The organism is Flavobacterium sp. ABG (genome assembly GCF_001027725.1).
In the GTDB taxonomy this organism is placed as follows: domain Bacteria; phylum Bacteroidota; class Bacteroidia; order Flavobacteriales; family Flavobacteriaceae; genus Flavobacterium; species Flavobacterium cupriresistens.
Map to the genome: position 1 here is coordinate 306,408 of NZ_LEKS01000003.1, position 22,556 is coordinate 328,963.

General features: G+C 30.3%; 20 protein-coding genes. All 20 read right to left on the reverse strand.

All coding sequences use genetic code 11. The features are described 5' to 3' along the window. Positions 1-7 precede the first annotated feature (7 nt). Complete coding sequence (locus AB674_RS04510) at positions 8-1,975, reverse strand: polysaccharide biosynthesis protein (protein WP_047774232.1); 1,968 nt, start codon at positions 1,973-1,975, stop codon at positions 8-10. A gap of 96 nt (positions 1,976-2,071) precedes the next feature. After that, positions 2,072-2,947 carry a glucose-1-phosphate thymidylyltransferase RfbA gene (rfbA, locus tag AB674_RS04515; protein ID WP_047774233.1) on the reverse strand — a complete coding sequence of 292 codons (876 nt, stop codon included), beginning with the start codon at positions 2,945-2,947 and terminating at the stop codon, positions 2,072-2,074. 52 nt (positions 2,948-2,999) lie between these two features. Then, a complete protein-coding gene (rfbD, locus tag AB674_RS04520) occupies positions 3,000-3,845 on the reverse strand; it encodes a dTDP-4-dehydrorhamnose reductase (protein ID WP_047774235.1) in 846 nt (281 codons plus the stop codon). Next, positions 3,845-4,393: a dTDP-4-dehydrorhamnose 3,5-epimerase gene (gene rfbC, locus AB674_RS04525; protein ID WP_047774236.1), complete on the reverse strand. Its 549-nt coding sequence runs from the start codon at positions 4,391-4,393 to the stop codon at positions 3,845-3,847. The genes rfbD and rfbC overlap by 1 nt, the downstream gene beginning before the upstream one ends. Positions 4,394-4,429: 36 nt before the next feature. Next, positions 4,430-5,569, reverse strand: coding sequence for a DegT/DnrJ/EryC1/StrS family aminotransferase (locus AB674_RS04530; RefSeq protein ID WP_047774238.1), 1,140 nt, complete (start codon positions 5,567-5,569; stop codon positions 4,430-4,432). Then, the gene (locus AB674_RS04535) at positions 5,562-6,173 is read right to left on the reverse strand and encodes an acetyltransferase (protein WP_047774240.1); all 612 of its coding nucleotides are present in this window, start codon (positions 6,171-6,173) and stop codon (positions 5,562-5,564) included. The genes AB674_RS04530 and AB674_RS04535 overlap by 8 nt, the downstream gene beginning before the upstream one ends. 1 nt (position 6,174) lies before the next feature. After that, positions 6,175-6,777 carry a sugar transferase gene (locus tag AB674_RS04540; protein WP_047774241.1) on the reverse strand — a complete coding sequence of 201 codons (603 nt, stop codon included), beginning with the start codon at positions 6,775-6,777 and terminating at the stop codon, positions 6,175-6,177. 1 nt (position 6,778) lies between these two features. After that, on the reverse strand, positions 6,779-7,720 hold the full coding sequence (locus AB674_RS04545) for a glycosyltransferase (RefSeq protein ID WP_240478065.1): 942 nt from the start codon (positions 7,718-7,720) through the stop codon (positions 6,779-6,781). Beyond that, positions 7,710-8,315 carry an acetyltransferase gene (locus AB674_RS04550; protein ID WP_205625350.1) on the reverse strand — a complete coding sequence of 202 codons (606 nt, stop codon included), beginning with the start codon at positions 8,313-8,315 and terminating at the stop codon, positions 7,710-7,712. The genes AB674_RS04545 and AB674_RS04550 overlap by 11 nt, the downstream gene beginning before the upstream one ends. A gap of 329 nt (positions 8,316-8,644) precedes the next feature. Beyond that, positions 8,645-9,439, reverse strand: coding sequence for a glycosyltransferase family 2 protein (locus AB674_RS04555; RefSeq protein WP_047774246.1), 795 nt, complete (start codon positions 9,437-9,439; stop codon positions 8,645-8,647). Between the two features lie 115 nt (positions 9,440-9,554). Next, positions 9,555-10,646 (reverse strand): hypothetical protein, encoded by a 1,092-nt coding sequence (locus tag AB674_RS04560; protein ID WP_053004194.1) that lies wholly within the window; start codon positions 10,644-10,646, stop codon positions 9,555-9,557. 405 nt (positions 10,647-11,051) lie between these two features. Continuing rightward, positions 11,052-12,212 (reverse strand): glycosyltransferase family 4 protein, encoded by a 1,161-nt coding sequence (locus tag AB674_RS04565; protein WP_047774248.1) that lies wholly within the window; start codon positions 12,210-12,212, stop codon positions 11,052-11,054. Positions 12,213-12,255: 43 nt separating this feature from the next. Further along, positions 12,256-13,512 (reverse strand): EpsG family protein, encoded by a 1,257-nt coding sequence (locus AB674_RS04570; protein WP_047774250.1) that lies wholly within the window; start codon positions 13,510-13,512, stop codon positions 12,256-12,258. Positions 13,513-13,521: 9 nt separating this feature from the next. After that, the gene (locus AB674_RS04575; protein ID WP_053004195.1) at positions 13,522-14,916 is read right to left on the reverse strand and encodes a lipopolysaccharide biosynthesis protein; all 1,395 of its coding nucleotides are present in this window, start codon (positions 14,914-14,916) and stop codon (positions 13,522-13,524) included. A gap of 14 nt (positions 14,917-14,930) precedes the next feature. Then, positions 14,931-15,761 carry a hypothetical protein gene (locus tag AB674_RS04580; RefSeq protein ID WP_131701514.1) on the reverse strand — a complete coding sequence of 277 codons (831 nt, stop codon included), beginning with the start codon at positions 15,759-15,761 and terminating at the stop codon, positions 14,931-14,933. A gap of 161 nt (positions 15,762-15,922) precedes the next feature. Continuing rightward, complete coding sequence (locus tag AB674_RS23145) at positions 15,923-16,531, reverse strand: acyltransferase (protein ID WP_053004196.1); 609 nt, start codon at positions 16,529-16,531, stop codon at positions 15,923-15,925. 56 nt (positions 16,532-16,587) lie between these two features. Beyond that, entirely contained in the window at positions 16,588-17,862 is a 1,275-nt protein-coding gene (locus AB674_RS04590) for a nucleotide sugar dehydrogenase (protein ID WP_047774254.1), read from the reverse strand. Positions 17,863-17,916: 54 nt separating this feature from the next. Beyond that, positions 17,917-18,882, reverse strand: coding sequence for an SDR family oxidoreductase (locus tag AB674_RS04595; RefSeq protein ID WP_047774255.1), 966 nt, complete (start codon positions 18,880-18,882; stop codon positions 17,917-17,919). Positions 18,883-19,073: 191 nt separating this feature from the next. Next, a complete protein-coding gene (locus tag AB674_RS04600; RefSeq protein ID WP_047774258.1) occupies positions 19,074-20,138 on the reverse strand; it encodes a Wzz/FepE/Etk N-terminal domain-containing protein in 1,065 nt (354 codons plus the stop codon). A 9-nt stretch (positions 20,139-20,147) separates the two neighbouring features. Further along, the gene (locus tag AB674_RS04605; protein WP_047774259.1) at positions 20,148-22,556 is read right to left on the reverse strand and encodes an SLBB domain-containing protein; all 2,409 of its coding nucleotides are present in this window, start codon (positions 22,554-22,556) and stop codon (positions 20,148-20,150) included.

Below are 22,556 nucleotides of genomic sequence, written 5' to 3' on the forward strand. Positions count from 1 at the left end.
ACCAAAACTAGTTATCCAAAACTTCAAAAGTCGAATTCATACTTTTAAATTCCGGAACTATTTTTTTCATTTTAGTAACAATATCGTCATTATCATAAAAATCTGCAATACCGATAAGCTCTTCGATCTCTGTATGTAAATTTTCATATTCATCCTGTATCTCCTGAGCTATCATGATTTTATTGTGATAAGTGGGTAATGTTTTAGAAGTATCATTCAATAATTCCTCGTATAGTTTTTCTCCCGGTCTTAATCCAACAATTTTTATTTTTATCTCTTTGTCAGGAATAAAACCTGCCAGTTTAATCATTTTTTTCGCTAAATCAATAATTTTTACCGGTTTACCCATGTCGAAGATATAAATCTCTCCACCGTTACCCATCGCTCCGGCTTCTAACACCAACTGACATGCTTCGGGAATAGTCATAAAATAACGAATGATATCCTGATGCGTAATCGTTACCGGTCCGCCTTCAGCAATTTGCTTGGTGAACAAAGGTACAACAGATCCATTTGATCCCAGAACATTTCCGAAACGAGTCGTAATAAACTTTGTTGCGGTTTGATTCTCTTCTCTTTGATTTTTCAAAAATAAAGACTGCACGTATTTCTCCGCAATTCTTTTACTAGCCCCCATCACGTTGCTAGGATTAACGGCTTTATCCGTAGAAACCATAACAAATTTTTTGATGTTATACTTACAGGATAAATCGGCTAAATTCTTAGTTCCTTTAATGTTTGTTAAAATTGCCTGAGACGGATTCTCTTCCATTAAAGGAACATGTTTATATGCCGCAGCATGATACACAACATGTGGATTATAGGTTTTAAAAACCTTTTCCAATGCTTTTTTACTCCTTACGTCAGCAATTACAGCAACGATTTTTGTTTCGCTGTTCATGCTTAAAGTTTCTAAGCATAAATTATGAAGAGGAGTTTCTGCATTGTCCAAAATAATGATTCTTTTAGGGTTAAACCCTAATACTTGTCTTACGATCTCACTCCCTATTGACCCTGCTGCACCACTAATAAGAATTGTCTTGTCTTTTAGCTGTTTCGAAATTGATTTACTATCCAAAACGATAGGTTTTCGCTCTAATAGATCTTCAATTTGAATATTTTTTACTTTCTGTGAAATCTCTTTTTGATTCTCCCAGTCAGAAATAAGAGGTACTGTATAAACCCTGTAATTAAACTCTAAACATTGATCAACGATAATCAATTGTTCTTCTTTCGACAAACTTTTATCCGCTATAATTACGCCTTCTGCAGCAACAGAACGCATTAATGCCGGTAATTTTTTTCTTAAAATCAAAATCGGCAGATCTAACATTCGTTTAGATGCATTTTGATTGTTTTTATCTACAAAACCAACGATTTTAAATCTGGAAGGAGATTCAAATTTTAATGCATTGGCTACCGAAATAGCATTAGCATCGGTACCATAAATAACGGTTCTGATTAACTTAGAACTGGTTTTCTCAGAAAAATACAATTCGAAAGTTTGTTTGACAATTACACGGTATAAAAACAAACCGCAAAAAGATAAAACTAAATTTATAAACAGTGCTGTATTTAAAAACGCTTTGTGCCCGAAATACAACTCAAATACCAGGTTAAAAAACAAAAAGAACACCAAAACTGACATTTGTGAAAACAGCAGTTTTATAGCGTCAATATAAGACGAGTGTCTAATAATTCCTGAATAAGTCCTAAATAACCAAAAGAAGAAGATATTAATAAAAATTAAACTGGTTACAAAGTAAAAATGATGCGAAGTAACAATGTATCCCAATGCTGTTCCTTCAAACAACATATAAGTAAAAGTAAAGGAAAAGACTAATACCATTACGTCTATACCAACAATAATCCACCTAGGTAAGTAACTTAAGTTATTAATATTGGCTCTTAGATTTCTTGGCGAAAAATAACTATGCAAGAAATCCGTGATTCTGGTTGGTTTATCTGTATTCAATTTGGTTTGCTTTGCTTTGGAAATCTTAATGTATAATTTCTACAAAAATACAAATTTAAATATACTAAAAATTCATTTCAATTAAAAATAACGACTTTAGTATTTTACATCAGAATTTAAAAGATTTAATAAATACTCTCCGTAACCCGATTTTTTTAAGGGTTCTCCCAGTTTTTTTAATTGTTCTGAAGTTATAAAACCTTGTCTCCATGCTATTTCTTCAATGCAACCTACTTTTAAACCTTGACGTTCCTCCAAAACCTGCACGAATTGACCCGCTTGCATTAAACTATTGAATGTCCCTGTATCTAACCAAGCTGTACCTCTGCTTAAAATACCTACCTTTAACTTACCTTTTTCAAGATATACTTTATTGACATCTGTTATTTCATATTCACCTCTAGCACTGGGCTCTATATTTTTAGCAATTTCAACAACTGAATTGTCATAAAAATATAATCCCGGTACGGCAAAATGTGATTTTGGATTTTCTGGCTTTTCTTCTATACTTATCGCATTTAAATTTTCATCAAACTCTACAACACCATAACGTTCGGGATCTGAAACATGGTAAGCAAAAACAACTCCGCCTATTGGTTTCGTATTTGATTTCAATAATTCCTGCATATTTGATCCAAAAAATATATTATCCCCTAAAATTAAAGCTACATCGTCATTACCTATAAACTCTTCTCCAATAACAAAAGCTTGTGCCAAACCATTAGGTATTGCTTGTTCCGCATAACTAAACTTGCATCCTAAACTTGAGCCATCGCCCAGTAGCTTTTTAAAATTTGGCAAATCATGAGGAGTTGATATAATCAATATTTCATTAATTCCTGACATCATCAAAGTAGACAATGGATAATAAATCATTGGTTTATCATAAACAGGCATCATTTGCTTACTCATTGCAAGCGTTAATGGGTGTAAACGTGTACCTGAACCTCCAGCTAAAATTATTCCTTTCATAATATCTTTTTAAATTTTAAAGATTATCAGTTAATCAAATCTTAAAATCAGTTTATACAAACATTTTTTTCAAACTTTCTTTATAATCCGGAACATCCAAATTATAAATTAACTTTATTTTTTCTTTACTTAACAATGAAAATTTTGGACGTCTTGCAGGTGTTGGATACTCGGATGTTGGAATTCCGCCGACATTACAGTTGTAATTCCCAAGCTCTTTTATTGCCAACGCAAATTCATGCCAACTTATTTCGCCTTCATTTGAAAAATTATAAATTCCCGGTACCCATTTTGAAGACTCTAAAATATCGATCATAGCATTAGCCAAATCAGCCGCATTTGTTGGCGAACCTATCTGATCGTTTACGACCTTAATTTCGTCTCTTTCCTGCATCAATCGTTGCATGGTTTTAACAAAATTATTTCCAAATTTACTGTAAACCCAAGAAGTTCTTATTATAATTGAATTAGGGTTTTCTTTTAAACAGGCAATTTCTCCGGCAAGTTTACTTTCACCATATGCATTTATGGGATTTGTTTCTGAATCTTCTCCCAAAGCTATTGAAGAAGAACCATCAAAAACATAATCTGTCGAAACATGAATCAATTTCACGTTATTTTCAACAGCATATTGGGCAATTAATTCGATTGCTAAATGATTGATTGTAAAAGCCAGTTCTTTTTCAGTTTCAGCTTTGTCAACTGCAGTATAGGCACCACAACTCAATATTATGTTCGGTTTAATTTCTTTTAATTGAGTTTCCAGAATGCTTAAATCATTTAATGTAATTTTTGTTCTATCAGCAAAAATCCATTCATATTTTGGGAACTTTACAGATAAAACTGCTATCTCAGATCCTAACTGCCCGTTAGCTCCTGTTACTAATACTTTCTTCATTAAAATAAGCTATTACAGTTTTCGATAAAAGGAAGTATCTGATCTTTTTCAGAAACAATAGCGTCTTGTAAATCCATTCCCCAATCAATATTTAATGAAGGATCATCAAATTTGATTCCACCTTCAGATTCTTTGTTATAAAACTGATCACATTTGTACATTACAGATGCCGTCTCGCTAATAACTGAAAAACCATGTGCAAAACCTTTCGGAACCATTAATTGTTTTTTATTTTCTGCAGATAATAAAATACTGAATGCTTTACCGTAAGTTTGCGAATCTTTTCTTAAATCTACAGCAACATCGATAATTTCACCTTCTAAAACACGAACTAATTTAGTTTGTGCAAAAGGTGGATTTTGATAATGTAAGCCTCGTAACGTTCCTTTTTTAGAATAGGATTGGTTATCCTGAACAAATTCTATATCAATACCTAAATCACTGAATTTTGTTTTGCTGTAGGCTTCAAAAAAATAGCCACGTTCATCACCAAAAACCGTTGGTTCTATTACTACTAAATCTTTTATAAATGTTTCCTCTATTTTCACGGTACTATATAATTCTGTATTATTTTTTAATTATTCTTATTTAAAAAAAACATCTAAGACATCTTTTATTCTTGATCTGTCTTGATCTGTCAAATTTGAACCAGACGGTAAACATAATCCATTTTGAAATAAACCTTCAGAAACTTGTTCGCCATAGTAAGGATATTTTTCAAAAATTGGCTGTAAATGCATTGGTTTCCATAATGGACGACTTTCAATATTTTCGGTTTCAAAGGCCATTCGTAAATCTTCTCGAGTTTTTCCTTCTGTTTTTTTAGGGTCAACAATGATCGCTGATAGCCAATGATTAGAATAATAATTATTGTCAATTTCTTTTAAAATAATAACCCCATCAATATTTGCGAAATAATCGGCATAAAATTGATTCATTTTTCTTCTTAAAAGTACGTGCGAATCTAAGACTTCCATCTGCCCTCTCCCGATACCAGCACAAATATTACTCATTCTGTAGTTAAAACCCACCTCACTATGCTGATAATGAGGCGCATTATCTCTTGCTTGCGTTGAAAGAAAAACAGCTTTGTCTTTTGTCTCTTTATTTTGCGTTACAATTGCTCCTCCGCCAGATGTTGTAATAATTTTATTCCCATTAAAAGAAAGTGCTGCTATATCTCCAAATGTGCCACATTTTTTATTTTTATAGTGGCTTCCCAAAGCCTCTGCACTATCCTCTAAAACAGGAATATCATATTTAGCAGCAACAGCATGTATTTCTTCAACTTTATATGGCATACCATAAAGATGAACAGCAATTATAGCTTTTGGTTTTTTTCCATTCAAAATTCGATCGACAATTGCTTTTTCTAAAGAAACTGGACACATGTTCCATGTTTCTGATTCACTATCAATAAAAACAGGCATTGCTCCTTGATATAATATTGGATTTGCTGAAGCTGAAAAAGTCATACTCTGACAAATAACTTCGTCTCCAGACTTAACATCTAGCAATATTAAACCTAGATGAATTGCCGCTGTACCAGAACTCATTGCTCCTACATGAGATTCAGCATTTAAATACTCCTCTAAATCTTTTTCAAAACCATTGACATTTGGTCCCAACGGAGCCACCCAATTGGTATCAAAGGCCTCTTGTACAAAATTGCGTTCGTTTCCTCCCATGTGTGGCGAAGAAAGCCATATTTTTGAGTTATTCATTATCATTATTGTATTTTATAATTTTCCCAGGGTTTCCTACTACTACTGCATAATCGGGAACATCATTAATGATGACTGCTCCCGCACCTATAGTAGCCCATTTTCCTATTTTTTTTCCTTGAATAACTGTAGCTCCTATTCCTATCTGGCTACCTTCTCCTACTAACACATTGCCAGCCAAAGTAGCATTAGGGCAAATATGAACAAAATCCTCTAAAAAACAATCGTGTTCTACTATTGCTGCTGTATTTATAATACAATGTTTCCCTATTACAACAGCCGGATTTATAATGGCTCCTGCCATTACTACACTTCCATCATCAATAGTTACACCATAACCTATTATTACTTTAGGATGAATTAAAACGGGATATTTTAATTTATATTTTTTAGTGGTTATTTTTCTTATCCTATTGTTTCCAATAGAAATAAACAAATTTTCATCTAGATTAAATTTAAAATCATTTGATTTTATTACCTCTATACCAAATATAGCATCCAATTTTGGGTCATCATCAACTATTACTTTAATTTCAAATAAATTATTCTCCTTAATTATATCTATTATCACTTTACAATGACCACTCGCACCAAATAAATACATATTAATTACCTTTAAATGTTTCTGTTGTAACCTGTCCCTCCATATTTATTCCTTCGCTAATGAATATTTTTTTTAAAGTTAAAAAAAATATTTTCACATCTAGTACAAAACTAATATGATCAACATACCAAACATCATACTCAAATTTTTTCGGCCAACTGATAGCATTACGTCCGTTTACTTGTGCCCAACCTGTTATACCTGGTTTCACTTCATGACGTCTTCTTTGCTCTTCATTATACAAAGGCAAATATTCTGGTAATAACGGACGTGGTCCTATTAAACTCATATCGCCTTTCACAACATTTATCAATTGAGGAATTTCATCTAATGACGTTTTACGAACAAATTTTCCGATTTTTGTCAAACGTTGATCGTCAGATAGTAAATTCCCAACTACATCCTTTTTATCGTTCATGGTTTTGAACTTAATAATTTTAAAAATTTTTCCATTTTTCCCCGGACGCAATTGGAAGAAGAACGGTTTACCTTGGTTCGAAAAAAACAATCCTACCGTACAAAACAGCAGTAACGGACTAAAAATCAGCAAACTTAAAAATGAAGCTGCAAAATCAATGACTCTTTTAAAAAAGGACCTATACATTTTATTTCTTTAATTTTACAGGAAGAATACTGACCATAAAAAATTGAATGAATTTTTTAGAACTTCTCATTAAGCTAAAATTATATCTCAATAAAATAAAAAATCTTGTCAAAACATTCTTTGAATATAACTCATAAATGTATCTCTCTTTTGATACTTTCGGAAGCAGTTCTACAAACCCTTTAATATTCTCAATATACCAACCCTGACGAACCATTTTTAATCTTTCTGTCAAAGCAAAAAATGAATTTGAATTTAATTGTCCATGAACATTACTATCATGAATCCTATATAAGATAAAAGCATTGTTATCTATGGAAATTTGATAATTATTTGCTCTTGCAAAAAAATAAACAAACCAATCATGAGAGAAGAACTTCCAATTTTCATAATCAGTGACCTCCAAAGTGTTTTTTAACTTAATACAAAAATCACTGGTAAATACATACGTACAACCTGCACTCCCTCCTTCAAACAAATAATCATACTTTTTCTGAGGATAACTTTTATTAATTATTGATTTCTTATTAGTCTTTTCATTCCACAAAATCAGATTTGAAAAATAAAGACTTGAATTTTCTTCAGTTAGTTTTTCAGTTGCTGCAAGTAATTTGTTTGGCAACCAAATATCATCTTGGTCTGCAAATGAAACAAAATCATATTGGGAAATAAAATCTTTATCAAGAAATTTAATTGCTCCAAAAAAATTATTAGCAGCACTTCCTGTTGGACGATTATTCACAATTAATTGAATTCGTTTGTCTTCCTTAAATGAATTTACAATTGCTAATGTACCATCTTTACTTACATCATCAAAAACAACGATATGAACCTCCGCTCCTTTCTGATTTAATATTGAGTCTATTTGTTCTTTTATATATTTTGCTCCGTTATATGAAGCTAGAACCACAAGAATTCTCATCTGTTTTTTTTTACTTTCCAATTATCTTCCATTTTTTTGTGGATTCACTATACACCTTAATGACTCTAGCAGGCGAACCGACTGCTATAGAATTAGAAGGAATATCTTTTGTGACAACACTCATTGCGCCTATTATTGCTCCGTCGCCAATAGTAACTCCTGGCAGTACTGAAACAAACTCTCCTATCCAAACATTTCTACCAATATTAATTTCTTCTGATTTAAGAACGCGAGAAATAGGTTTTTCATTAGGACTACTTTGTATTTCCCCATTATAACAACCATGATTATGATCAGAAATAAAAACCTTTGATGCTATTAATGTATTATCTCCAATAGTTACTCCATTGGCAACACCAATGTGAACATAATCATTAATCTCAACATTCTTTCCAATTATAAGAAAAGGATTTTTCTCCTTTGAATTAATAATATCAATTCTTAAATTAATTCCTGTAGTTAATCTCTCTCCACCTTTTATTCCTTTTTTACCACGAATGTATACGGGAAATCTAACTATTCTCGCATTTGGATAAAATAAAACCGTTAATATTTTATCTTTTATTAACCTAAGTAATCCAAAAAATCCATAATTCGTATAAATTTTTCTCATCATTTAATTTTTTATTGTTTTATTTTGGAAACAAAAACTTTTATACAATTTATTATTCATACAAGGTCTTTCAATAAGTAAAAAAAAGAAAACATCATGATTAACAATAGTAACTGAAAAACATAAATCATTTAATTTATAAAAATAATGTGAAAAAGTATTTTGAAAAGATAATTACCAAATAAACTAATAATTACCCTATTTATTTACTTCATTATCCTAACTATTAGACTGATATCCTCTATTAATAATACAGTCCCTATTATCTTAAATTACAATATTTTTTTCTTAAAAATTTTTATGTTTAAGTTTATATATCCATTATTAAAATACTATCTAAGTTTGACGATAATGATTCTTCTAATATATTTCAAACATGAAAATGCAACCAATAGTAAATATTCAAAATAATTAATTATTTTTAAATTCAATACTTCCCGTAAATTTTTCAACTCTCCTTTTTCCATTTCTTTTAGATTTCCAGAAAGCCCAGAATGTCCAAAATGTGGCTTCCCTCCACCTGTAAAAGCCAAACTCTCGTTTAAAAGATAACAATTGTAATTTTGAGCGATTTTAATAAAGAAAATTCCCTCTTCAGCAAATCTGAGAGTTTCATCAAAATATCCAACAGTTGAAAGGATTTCTTTTTTAAAAATAACTGTTGGAACAATAAAAACAAATTTTAGCAATAAATCCCTTGAAGAAATCTTATTTAAATCACCTAATTTTTTCCACAAAATATTTGAGAATTTTTCTCCATTTCTGCATGCTCCTAAAAAGTCAATAGCAGGATTTTCGTTTAGCACTTGAATCTGTCTTTCTAATTTATTTGACGACCATTCATCATCACTATCAAGCAATGCTATCCAATCTCCATCAGCTACTTTCATGCCTGCATTTCTTGCTGTAGAAACACCTCCATTTACTTTATTAATTAATTTTATATCAATTGAAGAACTATTTTTCAGTATTAATTCTTCAACAATAGTTTTCGAATTGTCATTCGCTCCATCATTTACTACTATGATCTCTATTTCTCCTCTGAAAGTCTGATTAAGTACCGAATTAATACACGTTGTAATTGTTTTTTCGGAATTGTACATTGGTATGACAACTGAAATTTTCATATTATATTTTATTAATCCGTTTGATAATAATTAGTATCATATTCTCAAGTTTTTTATTGTAAATTCTTTTGAAAAAAATATCCCCATACAACTAGTTATAATCACTACCTAACTGCTATTTTTTAATATTCTTTTTATAACTATCTATTTTATCCGAAATAGTTTTATTACTAGATTCCATCTTTAGACTAGATAAATTTGATGTATAAAAATAAAATTCATTCTTACTTTTCAAATAAGATGTTTCATTTATTCTAATATTCCCTTCTAAAATAAAGTTTTTATGTTTATTTTGAACCAATCCTTGCAATGAAAAAGCATTTTTTGATTTTATATCTATATGGTTTTCTATGTTTATATTCACTTTTTTATTAATTTCCCCTTCCAATCCTTGCAATACAACTAATATACCACTCCATTCATTATTAAAAGTAACAGGATTTAATATATTGATATTCTCAATTATATCATCATTTGTATTTGGCTCAATATCCAATCCGCTTTTTGGGTTATTTCCGTTAGTATTAGACAATACTGGCGATAAAATATTAATGTCTGTTCCGCAAGTAATTGAAATTCCATTTCTTCTAACATCATTAATCAATGCATTTACTACATTTATTCTCTCACTACACTCATTACCTAATTTGCCGATGTATATTCCATCTCCCCAAGTTTCATAAACTTTGGGTTCAATAATTAATACATCCTTAGCGCCTCTAATACTTATCCCAAAACCCCATTCTCCAGTGCTAGCCAAATGTTTATATTTATCACCAATAATATTAGGAAAATATACTTTTACGTTCTTAACCCCATTTAGATTCAAAATCTCATAATTAGTTAAATTATTAGGCTCAATAATTATTTTTGATTTGGCTTGAAATAACAAAACACTATTGTCTCTTAATTTTAATCCTTTGATATTAACTAAAACTGGAAAATTTGGAAGTACTACAATTTCATTTTCATTGATCGCATCTTGAATATTTTTTGTATAATCGACCGTACCATTTTTTATGAAATTTTCAGGTAAGCGCTTTTCTGCATAATAAGCCGTTTTTAAATATTTTTTATAGTCTTTGTCGTATTTGTTTATGTTAACACGTTTGTTTAATAACGTAGAATTTAAAGGAAGTACTTTATAATCTTGAGAAAACATACTGACACTAAAAAGTGTGATCAAAAAAAATAATTTGTTTTTCATTCTATATGTTTCTTAAATTGATTAAAACTTTCCTATTACTTTCACCTAAACAATTTTCACTATCAAAATTTATACTTTTTAATTAAGTACCGACTATTCTTCTTGCTATTTTTTTATACCAATCTTTACCCATACAAGGTCTTTCTATTAATAAAAAGAAGCATGAAGATATTATCCCAATAGCAAATATTAATATTGATATGTATATACATATTATTGCCTATCAAACTGATTATTGGATAATGCAATAAATATATCGAGTAACACATCCCTCCAATATTTCAAAATAATAATTTAATTGTTTTTTCTATAATAATTCATTCTTAATCGTTAAGAAACGAATACATAAATTCTCCGATATTTGTAATATCAAAATCAAGTGGATAAACTTAGTTTTTATCAATCCTAAATTTCAAATACTTTATCCAAACTATTTAACTGATTTTCCTCTGTAAAACTTGTTTTTACAAGATTGTAACCATTAATGGCTATAAAATCATATAGCTCCTCGTTCGTTATAAGTTTTTCAACATATTCAGCATATTCCTTTGCAGAATTATGATGGGGTAAAAATCCTGTAAAACCGTTTAATATGTAATCCGAAACTCCACCAACAGCATTGGCTACAACAGGTTTTTTTAATATCATAGCTTCCATTATAACTCTCGGCAAACCTTCAGTTTCTGATGGATGTATTAAGATGTCACAAGCGTTAAAATAAGTAATAACGTTTGTTTTGTTTTTAATAATTTCAACCACATCATCTAGTTTATACAATCGTACCAAATCAACTACTTTATTGTAAAAAACTTCCGATTCCCCTCCTTTATATACTAATCCAGCAAGAACTAGCTTGAAATCTACTCCTTTTCTTTTTAGTATTTTTGCCATTTCTAATGACACTAATTGTCCTTTATCTTTTAAGAAACCTCCAGCATGTAATATTATTTTAGTGTTTGCTTCTTTTTCAATAAGAGCTTTTTCTTTAGACAAACTAAATTCTGAAATGGCATTATGCACAACATACAAATTATCTAATGAAGTAAGGCCTCCGCAAAAAAGGGCCTGCTTAGTAGCATTTGAAACACATACAAATTTATCGACCAGATGTTTATAAAGCAATTTGTCAAGTTTGGTTATTTGACTGAGAATAAACCAGCCTCGAGCAAAAAACAAAACCTTAAATTTTTTATTTGAAAAAAAAACCAATGATGACAATACCTTAGAATTATTAAGGACAATATAATCAGGCTGTATTTCCTTAATTATACTTTGAACTTTTTTTCTTATCCTAATTAAATGAGGAACAAACAAAATAAAATTTACTATTTTTATCAATAAAACAGTAGAAGTATTAATGATGTAAGGAGTATCTCTTTTGTCAATAATACGCAAATCTATTCCTCTCTTTGTTACATTCTCTAAAAAAGGTTTGCAGGATCCATAAAAATCAATTATTGTTACCTTATGCTGTTTCGACAATCGCTCTGCAAGTTCTACGGCACTTATTCTTGCTCCTCCGTAATCTTGTACGGCTTCTAAAAAAATTATTTTTTTTTGCTTCATTTAAATTATTTTAATCTAATAACAAATAGAATTACGACTAATACTATTTTTTGTTGTTCAAGGCGTTATTAAATGTCTCTCTCAAATTCTCATCAACTAATCCTTCTCTATCTATTGTCATTTCCTTATCAAATACTGAATAGTAAGGGTAATAAACATTATATGCATGTGTATCTTTAATCAAATTATCCGTAGATCTGAAGTAATAATTTACTTTATGATAAGCCGGAATAAATAAAAACAATAAACATACAAGAACATTTATTAATACCACCACTCTTGAAATAATTCTATCACTACTTAAATTTTCATTGGAATGGAGTATTCTTTTTAAGCTATTTTTAATATTATTAAACATCAAACCAAATGTGTTTGCCGCATAAACAATTACAAATGGGGCTAAATAGTTAAGAAATCTACCAAGTCCTGCGATAAGAATAAAAACAAGCGACAATGAAAAATAAATGTAAATCAGGTCATCAAATAAAGAGACTTGTTGATATCTTTTGTTATACAAATAAATACAATAGGGAAAAATCACAAATACCACAAATGTATATACCATGCCAACAATATTGAAACCCACACCCGAATAAGCTTCAAATTTATTAGAGGCAAAATCTCCTAAAAACAACATAATAAGTTCAATGGGGAAAATTGAACTTAAAAAGATTAGAAACAGAGCAATTAAAGATAAAATCAAAAATCCTTTTCCATTTATTTTTGAGTTTCTAAACAATGGGAATAACAATAAAATTAGTGCCGAATAATGGAATAATATTGCAATTGCCACAAACATATAATACTTTAACCATTTTTTTTTTGAAAAATAAGGATATACAAGTACAAAAATCATAATAGCAATTGATTCTCTCAAAATCTCAAAATCTAAATAGAAATAAAAGAAAAAAGCATATACAATTAAAGCTACATACTTTTTTGAGGCATACTTTTTTATAAAAACAAAAAGGATTACGTTTAAAAAAACAGCATGAACAAATTGAAAAAACCAGAATTCATTGACTATTGTTTTACACAAAGAAACAAGTAACACAAATAAAGGTTCCCATTGAAATGTACTAATAAATTCAAAACTTATTTCGTTCAAGTTTGGAATTTCATTTTCAAAACTACGTTCATAGGACAACGAGTCCCCCCCCACTTTCCATCTTAGTCCAGCAATAAGAATAAAGACCAAGAGATAAAACCAATATAATTTATCAAATTGTCTTTTAGAAACATTAAAATCAAATAATATTGAACTGAACACCAATGAAAGTAAAACAAAAAAATAGATCATATGAAATTATTAAATACTTCTATATTTTTTTATAAAATAAATTAAAGAAAATAGGTAAAAAAGCATTGAAAAAAAAACCAAAATCATTCTGACAAAAAAAGGTGTCTCAAGAAACATCGATACGATACTTAATGAAAAAACCGGAAAAAATAACATTAAAAAATGACCTTTATTGAATGGAACAGGATACAAATAATTAGAAACAACCCAAGATAAAATAACAAGAGTCAGATTTGAAATTATCAAAGAAAACACAACTCCTCTCAAGCCATCGAGTTGAATTAATATATAAAGGCTGAGAAAATTAACAAATAGAGAGAAAAAAAAAGTATATGAGAGATATTTGGTTTTCTCCTTAATAACAGGTCCAATATCAACTACTTCCTTAATCAGAAATAAAGAAAAATAAAGAGATAGTCCACCAATATATTTATGCCCTTCATAGAACTCTTTTGATGTCATCAAAGCAAATATTTCTTGAGAAAATAAACATATGATACAAACCAATAGAAAAATTACACAACTTATTATTGGTAATACAGAAGAAAATATGGCTTTGCTGTTTTCACTCTTAAATTTATCAAACATAAATGGTCTCCATGCCATAACAAAAGCTGCATAAAAAAGCTGTATGCCAGAAGATAATTTTAAAGAGACAGCATACAATCCAATAGCAGATAAACTAAGAAAACTTAACATAAAAAAACGATTTGCTTGGGACATCAAAATACTCCCAATTCTCGCAGGAATTTGAGGTAGGGAATATACTAATGTTTTTTTAATTACTCTTAGCGAGTAATGAAAGCAAACATATTTTTTAATAAAACCAAATAACAAACTCGAGGAAAGCAACAACGCTAATAATTGCGCGAAAAAAACACCTTGAATTCCCATTTTATTATAAACGACAAATAATAGAACAAATAACAAAGATGTTAAAACCTTAACAATAATAATAATGAAAAATTTCAAATTTTCTTTTTCAAACCTAAGAACAATAAGCCCTAACACATTCATATTAATCAGTGGCAATTGAAAACAAGCAATCCTAATTATCTTTTGGTATTTATAGTCCTCTAATAATAAATTTGCTAATATTGGAGCGGAAAAATATAATATACTTGAAACCAATACTGAGGCGATAAAAACAAACAAAAACACATTAAATGTCAATATTTTTCTTCTTACTCCCGTTGAGTCATAATAATATCTTTGAAGAGCAGTTTCAATCTGTAATACACCAAATATCGTAGCAATCCCCAAAATTACTCCAACCATATCTATAACTCCATATTCTATTTTAGTAAAACGTCTAGTATAAATAGGTAATAACATAAAACCTAACAACCCTTCAATTGCTGTGGCTAATCCAAATAACAAAAATGATTTAAACAAATCTTTCATTTAACTACTCCCCTCTATAAAAAATTGCTTAGCCAATTTTTGAATTCATACTCTTTAACAACTTTATCATCAATCTCCTTGTATTCTGAATCTATAAATTGTTTTATAGTACTAAAATCATCAATCCCAAGTATAAATATATTTTCTGGGTCATAAAAAGGTTCATTTTTAATTGCAATAAAGTTCGTTACTAATTTTCTTTTAAAAAATAATGCTTCCATAGGACGCAAGGTCATACCGTTATTACCATCAGGCACTAGATCTAATATACATTTTGAACGTGAAATCAAACAAAGATATTCTTTATAAGATATTGGTTTTATATAATCAGTTTTACTGTCTTTTTTGTCCGGAACCACGTGAAAAAAAGTTTTAACACTGTTTTCAATCATTACATTATTCAATTCAAAAAGGATTTTTTTTCTACCTTTGTCGATACCCAAAAAAAGTAAATCAATATCTTTAAATACTTCTTTGATTTCTACATTCTTAAAATAAAATGTTGAATTAAATTTTAGACCATATTCTTTACAATCTACCGGGTCATAAGACCACATTTCACATAATTCCTTTGGAACCTTCATAGGATTCACCATTTTAATAGCAGGATTCCAATACCAAAGAATCAATCTAATATTTAGATTATGTTTCTTAATGTACTGTATGTGATCTATTCTATGAGTAGCAAATACAATAATTGTATCTACTTTATCTAATTCTTTTTTCCAATCATCATACCAGTAAGCAACACCTATATTAAACTTTAAAGCTATCTTACGAGCTATTTTCTTAAAGAAATAAATTTTTTTAAATGTAGAGTAAATCTTTATCCCTTCTTTTTTCATAAAGGGAGCAAAGTCTGGAACGGAGTCATAAATAATAAGCATACTCATTCACAATATTAAATAAACACCACTTGTATAGCAATATTTAGATTGGTTAAATTTTATACGAAATTTTAGCTTTTATAGTATCTGTTTAAAATACTTTTCTTTGAATCTATAAATCAATCTTGAAAATTTACACTTCTTATTACACGTGCGGGGGTTCCTACTGCAATAGAAAAATCAGGAATAGATTTTGTTACAACTGAATTTGCTCCAACAATTGAATTCTTACCAATTTTAACGTTTGCAAGGATGGTTACGTTTTGACCAATCCAAACATTATCTTCAATAATAATTGGCCCTTTTGAATCTAATTTCCTTAGTGAAGGAGAAGTGTTTATATCTCTAAAATCCACCCATCCATGAGAATGATCAGAAATAAATACATTACTTGCAATTAAAACATTATTTCCTATTACTATTTTATTTATCGCAACTAACTGACAATTTGGATTTATTGTAACATTTTCACCTATTATTATTTCGGGTTCATACGAATATTTTTGATACCTACTTATAGCTTGAATCCGTAAATTTTTTCCACTGTCGAAGTTTTTGCCAATTATAATTTTATCTAATCCTATTGCTTTTACTGGAAACTGAAAACGAGCTATCCCATTGACTTCCTTTAATTTCTTACTTAAAGAAATCGAAAGTAAAGAATTAAATAAATAAATAAACTTCAAAAAAAGATTATAGCTAAAAAAAAAAGATAAAAATTTAAGCATATGTAATTTACAATAAATTAGACAAAGAGTTAAACGTGCTAATTTTCTGATTTTTATTATAGTTTTCCATCTACTCCTTCTGACAAGACTCCTTTAACATCATAAAGAACCCCACATTCCTTTTGCAAAGATTGGGTATTAATAGTCAAAAACTCTTTATGTGCTACTCCTAAAACTACTGCATCGAATCGTTCAGTAGGTAAAATCGCAGTTGTTATTAAATCATATTCATGTTTTACTTCTAATGGATTTGCCCATGGGTCATAGGTGGTTACTACAATACCATAATCCGTCAAGGCTTCAATGACATCAACAATTTTTGTATTACGCACATCAGGACAATTTTCTTTAAAAGTAATTCCTAACATCAATAAATTAGCCCCTTTTATAGAAATGCCTTTCTTAATCATCAATTTTACTACTTGTGAAGCTACATACTCACCCATACTATCATTTAATCTACGACCAGCCAATATAATTTCAGGATGATACCCAAATTCCTGTGCACGTTGCGCTAAATAATACGGATCAACTCCTATACAATGCCCCCCAACCAATCCTGGTTTGAAAGGCAGAAAATTCCATTTGGTACCTGCTGCTTCCAAAACAGCATGCGTATCAATATCCATTAAATTAAATATTTTAGCCAATTCGTTTACAAAAGCAATATTAATATCACGTTGTGAATTTTCAATTACCTTTGCAGCTTCGGCAACTTTAATGCATGGTGCTAAATGAGTTCCTGCCGTAATAACACTTTTATACAACTCATCTACCACGATACCTATTTCTGGAGTAGAACCTGCAGTAACTTTTAAAATTTTTTCTACTGTATGTTCTTTATCTCCTGGGTTAATTCTTTCTGGAGAATATCCAGCAAAAAAATCAACATTAAAAACTAATCCGGATATTTTCTCCAGTACAGGCACACATTCTTCCTCTGTAACTCCTGGATATACTGTAGATTCATAAATTACAATATCTCCCTTTTTTAAAACCTTCGCAACTGTTTCACTTGCTTTATAAAGTGGTGTTAAATCAGGGCGGTTATTTTTATCAACAGGTGTTGGCACAGTAACTATGAAAACATTACATCCCTTTAAAACTTCTAAATTATCTGTACAAAAAAGTCCTTTTTTATCTGAAAACTGATTGACTAAGACAGCCTGAAGGACATCATCTTCTACTTCAAGAGTACTGTCATGACCTCTATTTAATTCTGTAATTCTGAATTTATTTATATCAAAACCCACAGTAGAATATTTAGTAGCAAATAATCTGGCCAACGGAAGTCCAACATAACCAAGTCCAATAATCGCAATTTTTTTCATGATAAATCTAATTTTTAATATAACCAACTATTCAATAGATTGATCCTTAAATTTTTATTTTAAATTATTATAGTACCAAGTAACAGCTTCTTTTAAACCATCTTGAATGGAAAAATGAGGTTGATATCCTAATAAGTCTCTAGCTTTATCGATACTAGCCAAAGAATGAGGGATATCTCCCGCTCTATTAGGGCCGTGAATTACTTCAACATTAGCTATTTTCGCATCAAAAGTCGATAAATTTTCCTTTAATAAACCAACTAATTGTTTCAGAGTCGTTCTGTCTCCATAAGCCGTATTATAAACCGTATTAACCGCCGTTGGATTTTGAGTAGTCATAGCCAACTCATTCATTTGAATTACATTATCGATATATGTAAAATCTCTGGAGTAATTACCATCCCCGTTAATTACAGGACTTTCATAATTCATCAATTGCATAACAAACTTAGGTATCACAGCTGCATAAGCTCCGTTTGGATCTTGTTTTCTTCCAAACACATTAAAATATCTTAGTCCAATGGTTTCCAAACCATACGTTTTGCTAAAAATTTCAGCATATAATTCGTTAACATATTTTGTGATAGCATAAGGAGAAAGTGGTTTTCCAATAACTTCCTCTACTTTTGGCAAACCAACTGAATCTCCATAAGTTGATGAACTGGCTGCGTAAACAAACCTTTTTACTTTAGCATCACGTGAAGCAGTAAGCATATTTAAAAACCCAGTAACATTGACATCATTTGTTGTAATAGGATCATTTATAGAACGAGGTACTGAACCCAACGCAGCTTGATGTAAAACGTAATCCACCCCCGCTACAGCTTTCTGACAATCCGATAAATTACGGATATCCCCTTCTATCAATTCATATTTAGAATCATCTAAAAAATTTATCAAATTTTTTCTATTCCCTGTTGAAAAATTATCTAAGCAAACTACTTGATAACCTTTATTTAAAAAGTATTCAGATAAATTGGACCCAATAAATCCAGCTCCTCCTGTAATAAGTATTTTCATTAATTTTTGTTTTTATATTTTGAAAACATTTGCGTAATCTTTTATTTTAAGTAAAATTTTTATGTTTTTATCAAAAGCACTAAAAGTTACTAGATCTTCTTCCTATTACCCATTATTCCTCAATACTTTACATCGTTTTTGCCTCTTAAGAATCCTAACAAATATCTGGCTTCTGTTTAACTATATTAAATCTATAACGCCCTAAATATCTTCCTTACAATCAAGAATAACACTATCAAAAAACCCGCTAAAAATCCACCTAGAACAATTCCTTTGATTTTTCCAAATCGTTCTTTCTTCAAAGGAAAAACTGGTTCATCAATCACTTGTATTAATGGGGTTTCTTTACGCAAAGTAACCTTTGCCAACTCACTTTGTTTAACAAGTTCTGTCAATATAGCAGTATTAGCCTGAACGTCTACTTGTCTCCGTAATGAAGGAGCTCTTCGAACATTTAATGCAGGATTTAAATTAAAGGTATTATCATTTGCAACGGCAACACCAGTAATAGATTCATTAAGTTCACCTCGAATCGAATCAGTTTGCCTTTCTAATATATTCATATTCAATCTGGCTTTTTTACTTTTAGTATCTATGTAAAACTTACCAACCTGTTTTGCCAAAGCTTCACAGAATTTTTTCGAGAACAACTCATTTGTTGAAGAAACTTCCATCGTAATAATAGATATCTTCTTATCTTTTTGACTGACACTTAATTCTCCTTTAGATAAATTTTCATAAATTGAACCTAAAATACTATCATGTACTCTAGTAAATTCTTCACGTGTTTTACCAGGTGAAAATTGAATATTTTCTAATTTCGGTTCCTTACCCCACTGCTTCCTCCACTCATTGTTTTGAATATACATTTCAGCAAAAGAAATTACTTTACCATTAATATTAACAGGACTAAGCAACGTTTTTTCAACCATAGATCTCGATTTAAAAAGCTCTGGTAAATTAGACCCGGTAAAAATACTTCCCCCATTTCCACCAACATCTAGGCCAAAAGTACTTGCAAGACCTAATGCACCACCTAGACCTCCACCAACTTTTTCATCTTCTAATGCAAAGGAAAGAGTAGCCGTATAGACAGGCTTTTTAATTAATGAGTAAGCAATCCCCGAACAAGCACCAATTATTACTGCTAATGCTATTATCTTCCACTGAGAATACAAATAATCAAAATACTCTTTACCCTTTTCAATTAAGTCTTTTAACGATATTTCATCGTTTTTTATAGATCTATCATCCATTAATATATCCTATTTAAATGCTGTTACAATTAATAATGCCAAACTGGTAATAACACTACCTATACTAACCCATTCTCCTGTACTCATTTTTTTTGTCTCTGGTCTCTCGGGAACAACTATTTGTGAATCGGGCTCTACTGTAGGGTACATTCGGAAAAATAAAAATGATTTTGTGACATCTGCTTTCCCATTAGGATATATAATATATGCCTTTCTCTTCCAGCCTTTATTATCTACGCCACCAACAGCATTTAAATAATACTTAAAGCCTTTACCACTTCGATATGGAATTTCAGAAGTTAGTAAAACATTTCCAGTAACTTTTACTCCTTCATTATAAACAGCTACTACAATCTCATCCCCAGGAAATAAAGTAACATTAGAAAAATGCTCTTTATCTTTAACGATTTTTTCCCAGTTAATAGGGATTGTAGAAAATTTTATAGTAGCTAATTTCTCTTTTAAAGAATCATTCTTGGACAAATTTAAATCTATACTTTCTATCTTATCGATTTCTTCTTGTTTAATAGGTCTCTTGATTTTCATACCCTCCAGATTAGAAATAGAAGTTAAACCTCCTGCTCTCATTACGATATCGTATACTTTTTCTTTTTTGTTAGCCAATACGTATTTACCAGGGTAAGCTACAGCTCCAGAAATAGTAACCATTTGAGGTTTCTCATAAACTGCTATCTTTCGAATATTAATTACATCAAAAGGCTTTAATAGAAAATTCTTAATCTGTTCATTGTTATCTGTAGTGATTTCTAGTTGTAATAATTCAATACGCTTTGGATCTCCATCGTTAATCGAATCAGATTTTACCATTCTGGCAATTTCAACACGCTTTGATGCTGAACCAGTCAGCCCCCCAACCTGTATAATTAAATCATTCAAAGTCAGATTTTCATAATATTCATATACCCCTGGTTTTTTTACTTCTCCATCAATAGTTACTTTATACTCCTCTCTAAAATCTAAAATAGAGTATACCGTTACTATATCTTCTCTTTTTAGTTCAATATCAGCATTTAAATCACCCGACAATGCTGCGCTCAAATCTATATTAACAATTTCTGTTGTTAAATCCGATTTTAAACGGATAATTCTTGCCCTTTTACTATATGCATCCTCTTTAAGTCCTTCTGCTCTGGTAATAAGATCTGAAATTTTCATTCCCTCAGTAAAAGAATAGTAATCTGGTCTAAAAACTGCTCCTTCAATTTTGATACGATTTTCAAATCGGTTTAAAATTTTCGTAACGGTAAAGACATCACCTGACTTCGGACTATAAGTTGTAAAATCACTTTCATTTATATCCTGAACTTTAAACTCTTTTCCAGTTTTTTGAACAACATTAACCGAAGCTGTATAAGCAAATTCATTAAAACCCGAAGCAAAATTTAACAAATCTGAAAAAGTTTCCCCCTTTTTCATTTCAAAAATTCCCGGGCGTTTTACTTCTCCTTGAACTTTTACTCGTTGACTATAAGCAGGAATTCGGATAACATCATTGTCCTTTAAACTAATATTATCAGATTGGTCTCCTTTTACTAAAAACCTGTAAATGTCAATATTTCTAAAGACTTTGTTATTCCTGATTAATTCAATGTTTCTGTAACTGCCATTTCTTCCCGGACCACCGGCTAAATGCAATGCGTTGTAAACCGTTGCTAAAGAAGACACGGAATAATTCCCCGGTTGCTTTCCTCCGACTATTGTTATTTTTATAGTCCGAATCTTACCCAAGCTTATACTGACTTGCGATTGCCCCGAACGGACAGTACTGTACACTTTTGCAATTGCAGCTTTTATTTTTTGTGTAGCAGCTTCAACAGTCATTCCTGAAACAGAAATTTGTCCAACATATTGAATCGTAATTTTTCCCTCTACACTTACTGGTGTAGTAGCGTTAAACTCCTGAATTCCGAACACACTAACTTGCAACTCATCACCAGGCCCCAATACGTAATTTATTGGAGTTGCCAACTTTAAATCAGGTTCAAAATTTAAAGTTGGATTATCAAATAACTCTGATCCAAAAATTATAGCATTAGCTGTATCTTTTACTTTTCCATTCTTAATTTCCTCTTGTTGCCTTCCAAATACAGCTTTATTCTCTTTACCTTCCGACTTACTACTCGTATTACTAGAATTTCCTGAGTATCCATTGAGTCTCATTTTTAATTTATCATACTCTGTCTGACTCATTCCTTTTGAAAGTGCCATTCCTTCAACTTGCTCAATCGTAGTATTATTACTTTTTAATTGTGCATTAATATTAGCCAAATCACCATCTGTCAAGTCATCTACTTTTAAAGTACTTAAATCACTTGATTTAAGTATATTCTGAGCACTTGCATTAAAAGAAACAAACAAAACAGCAAACAAAGTAAGAACGTATATAATCTTTTTCAT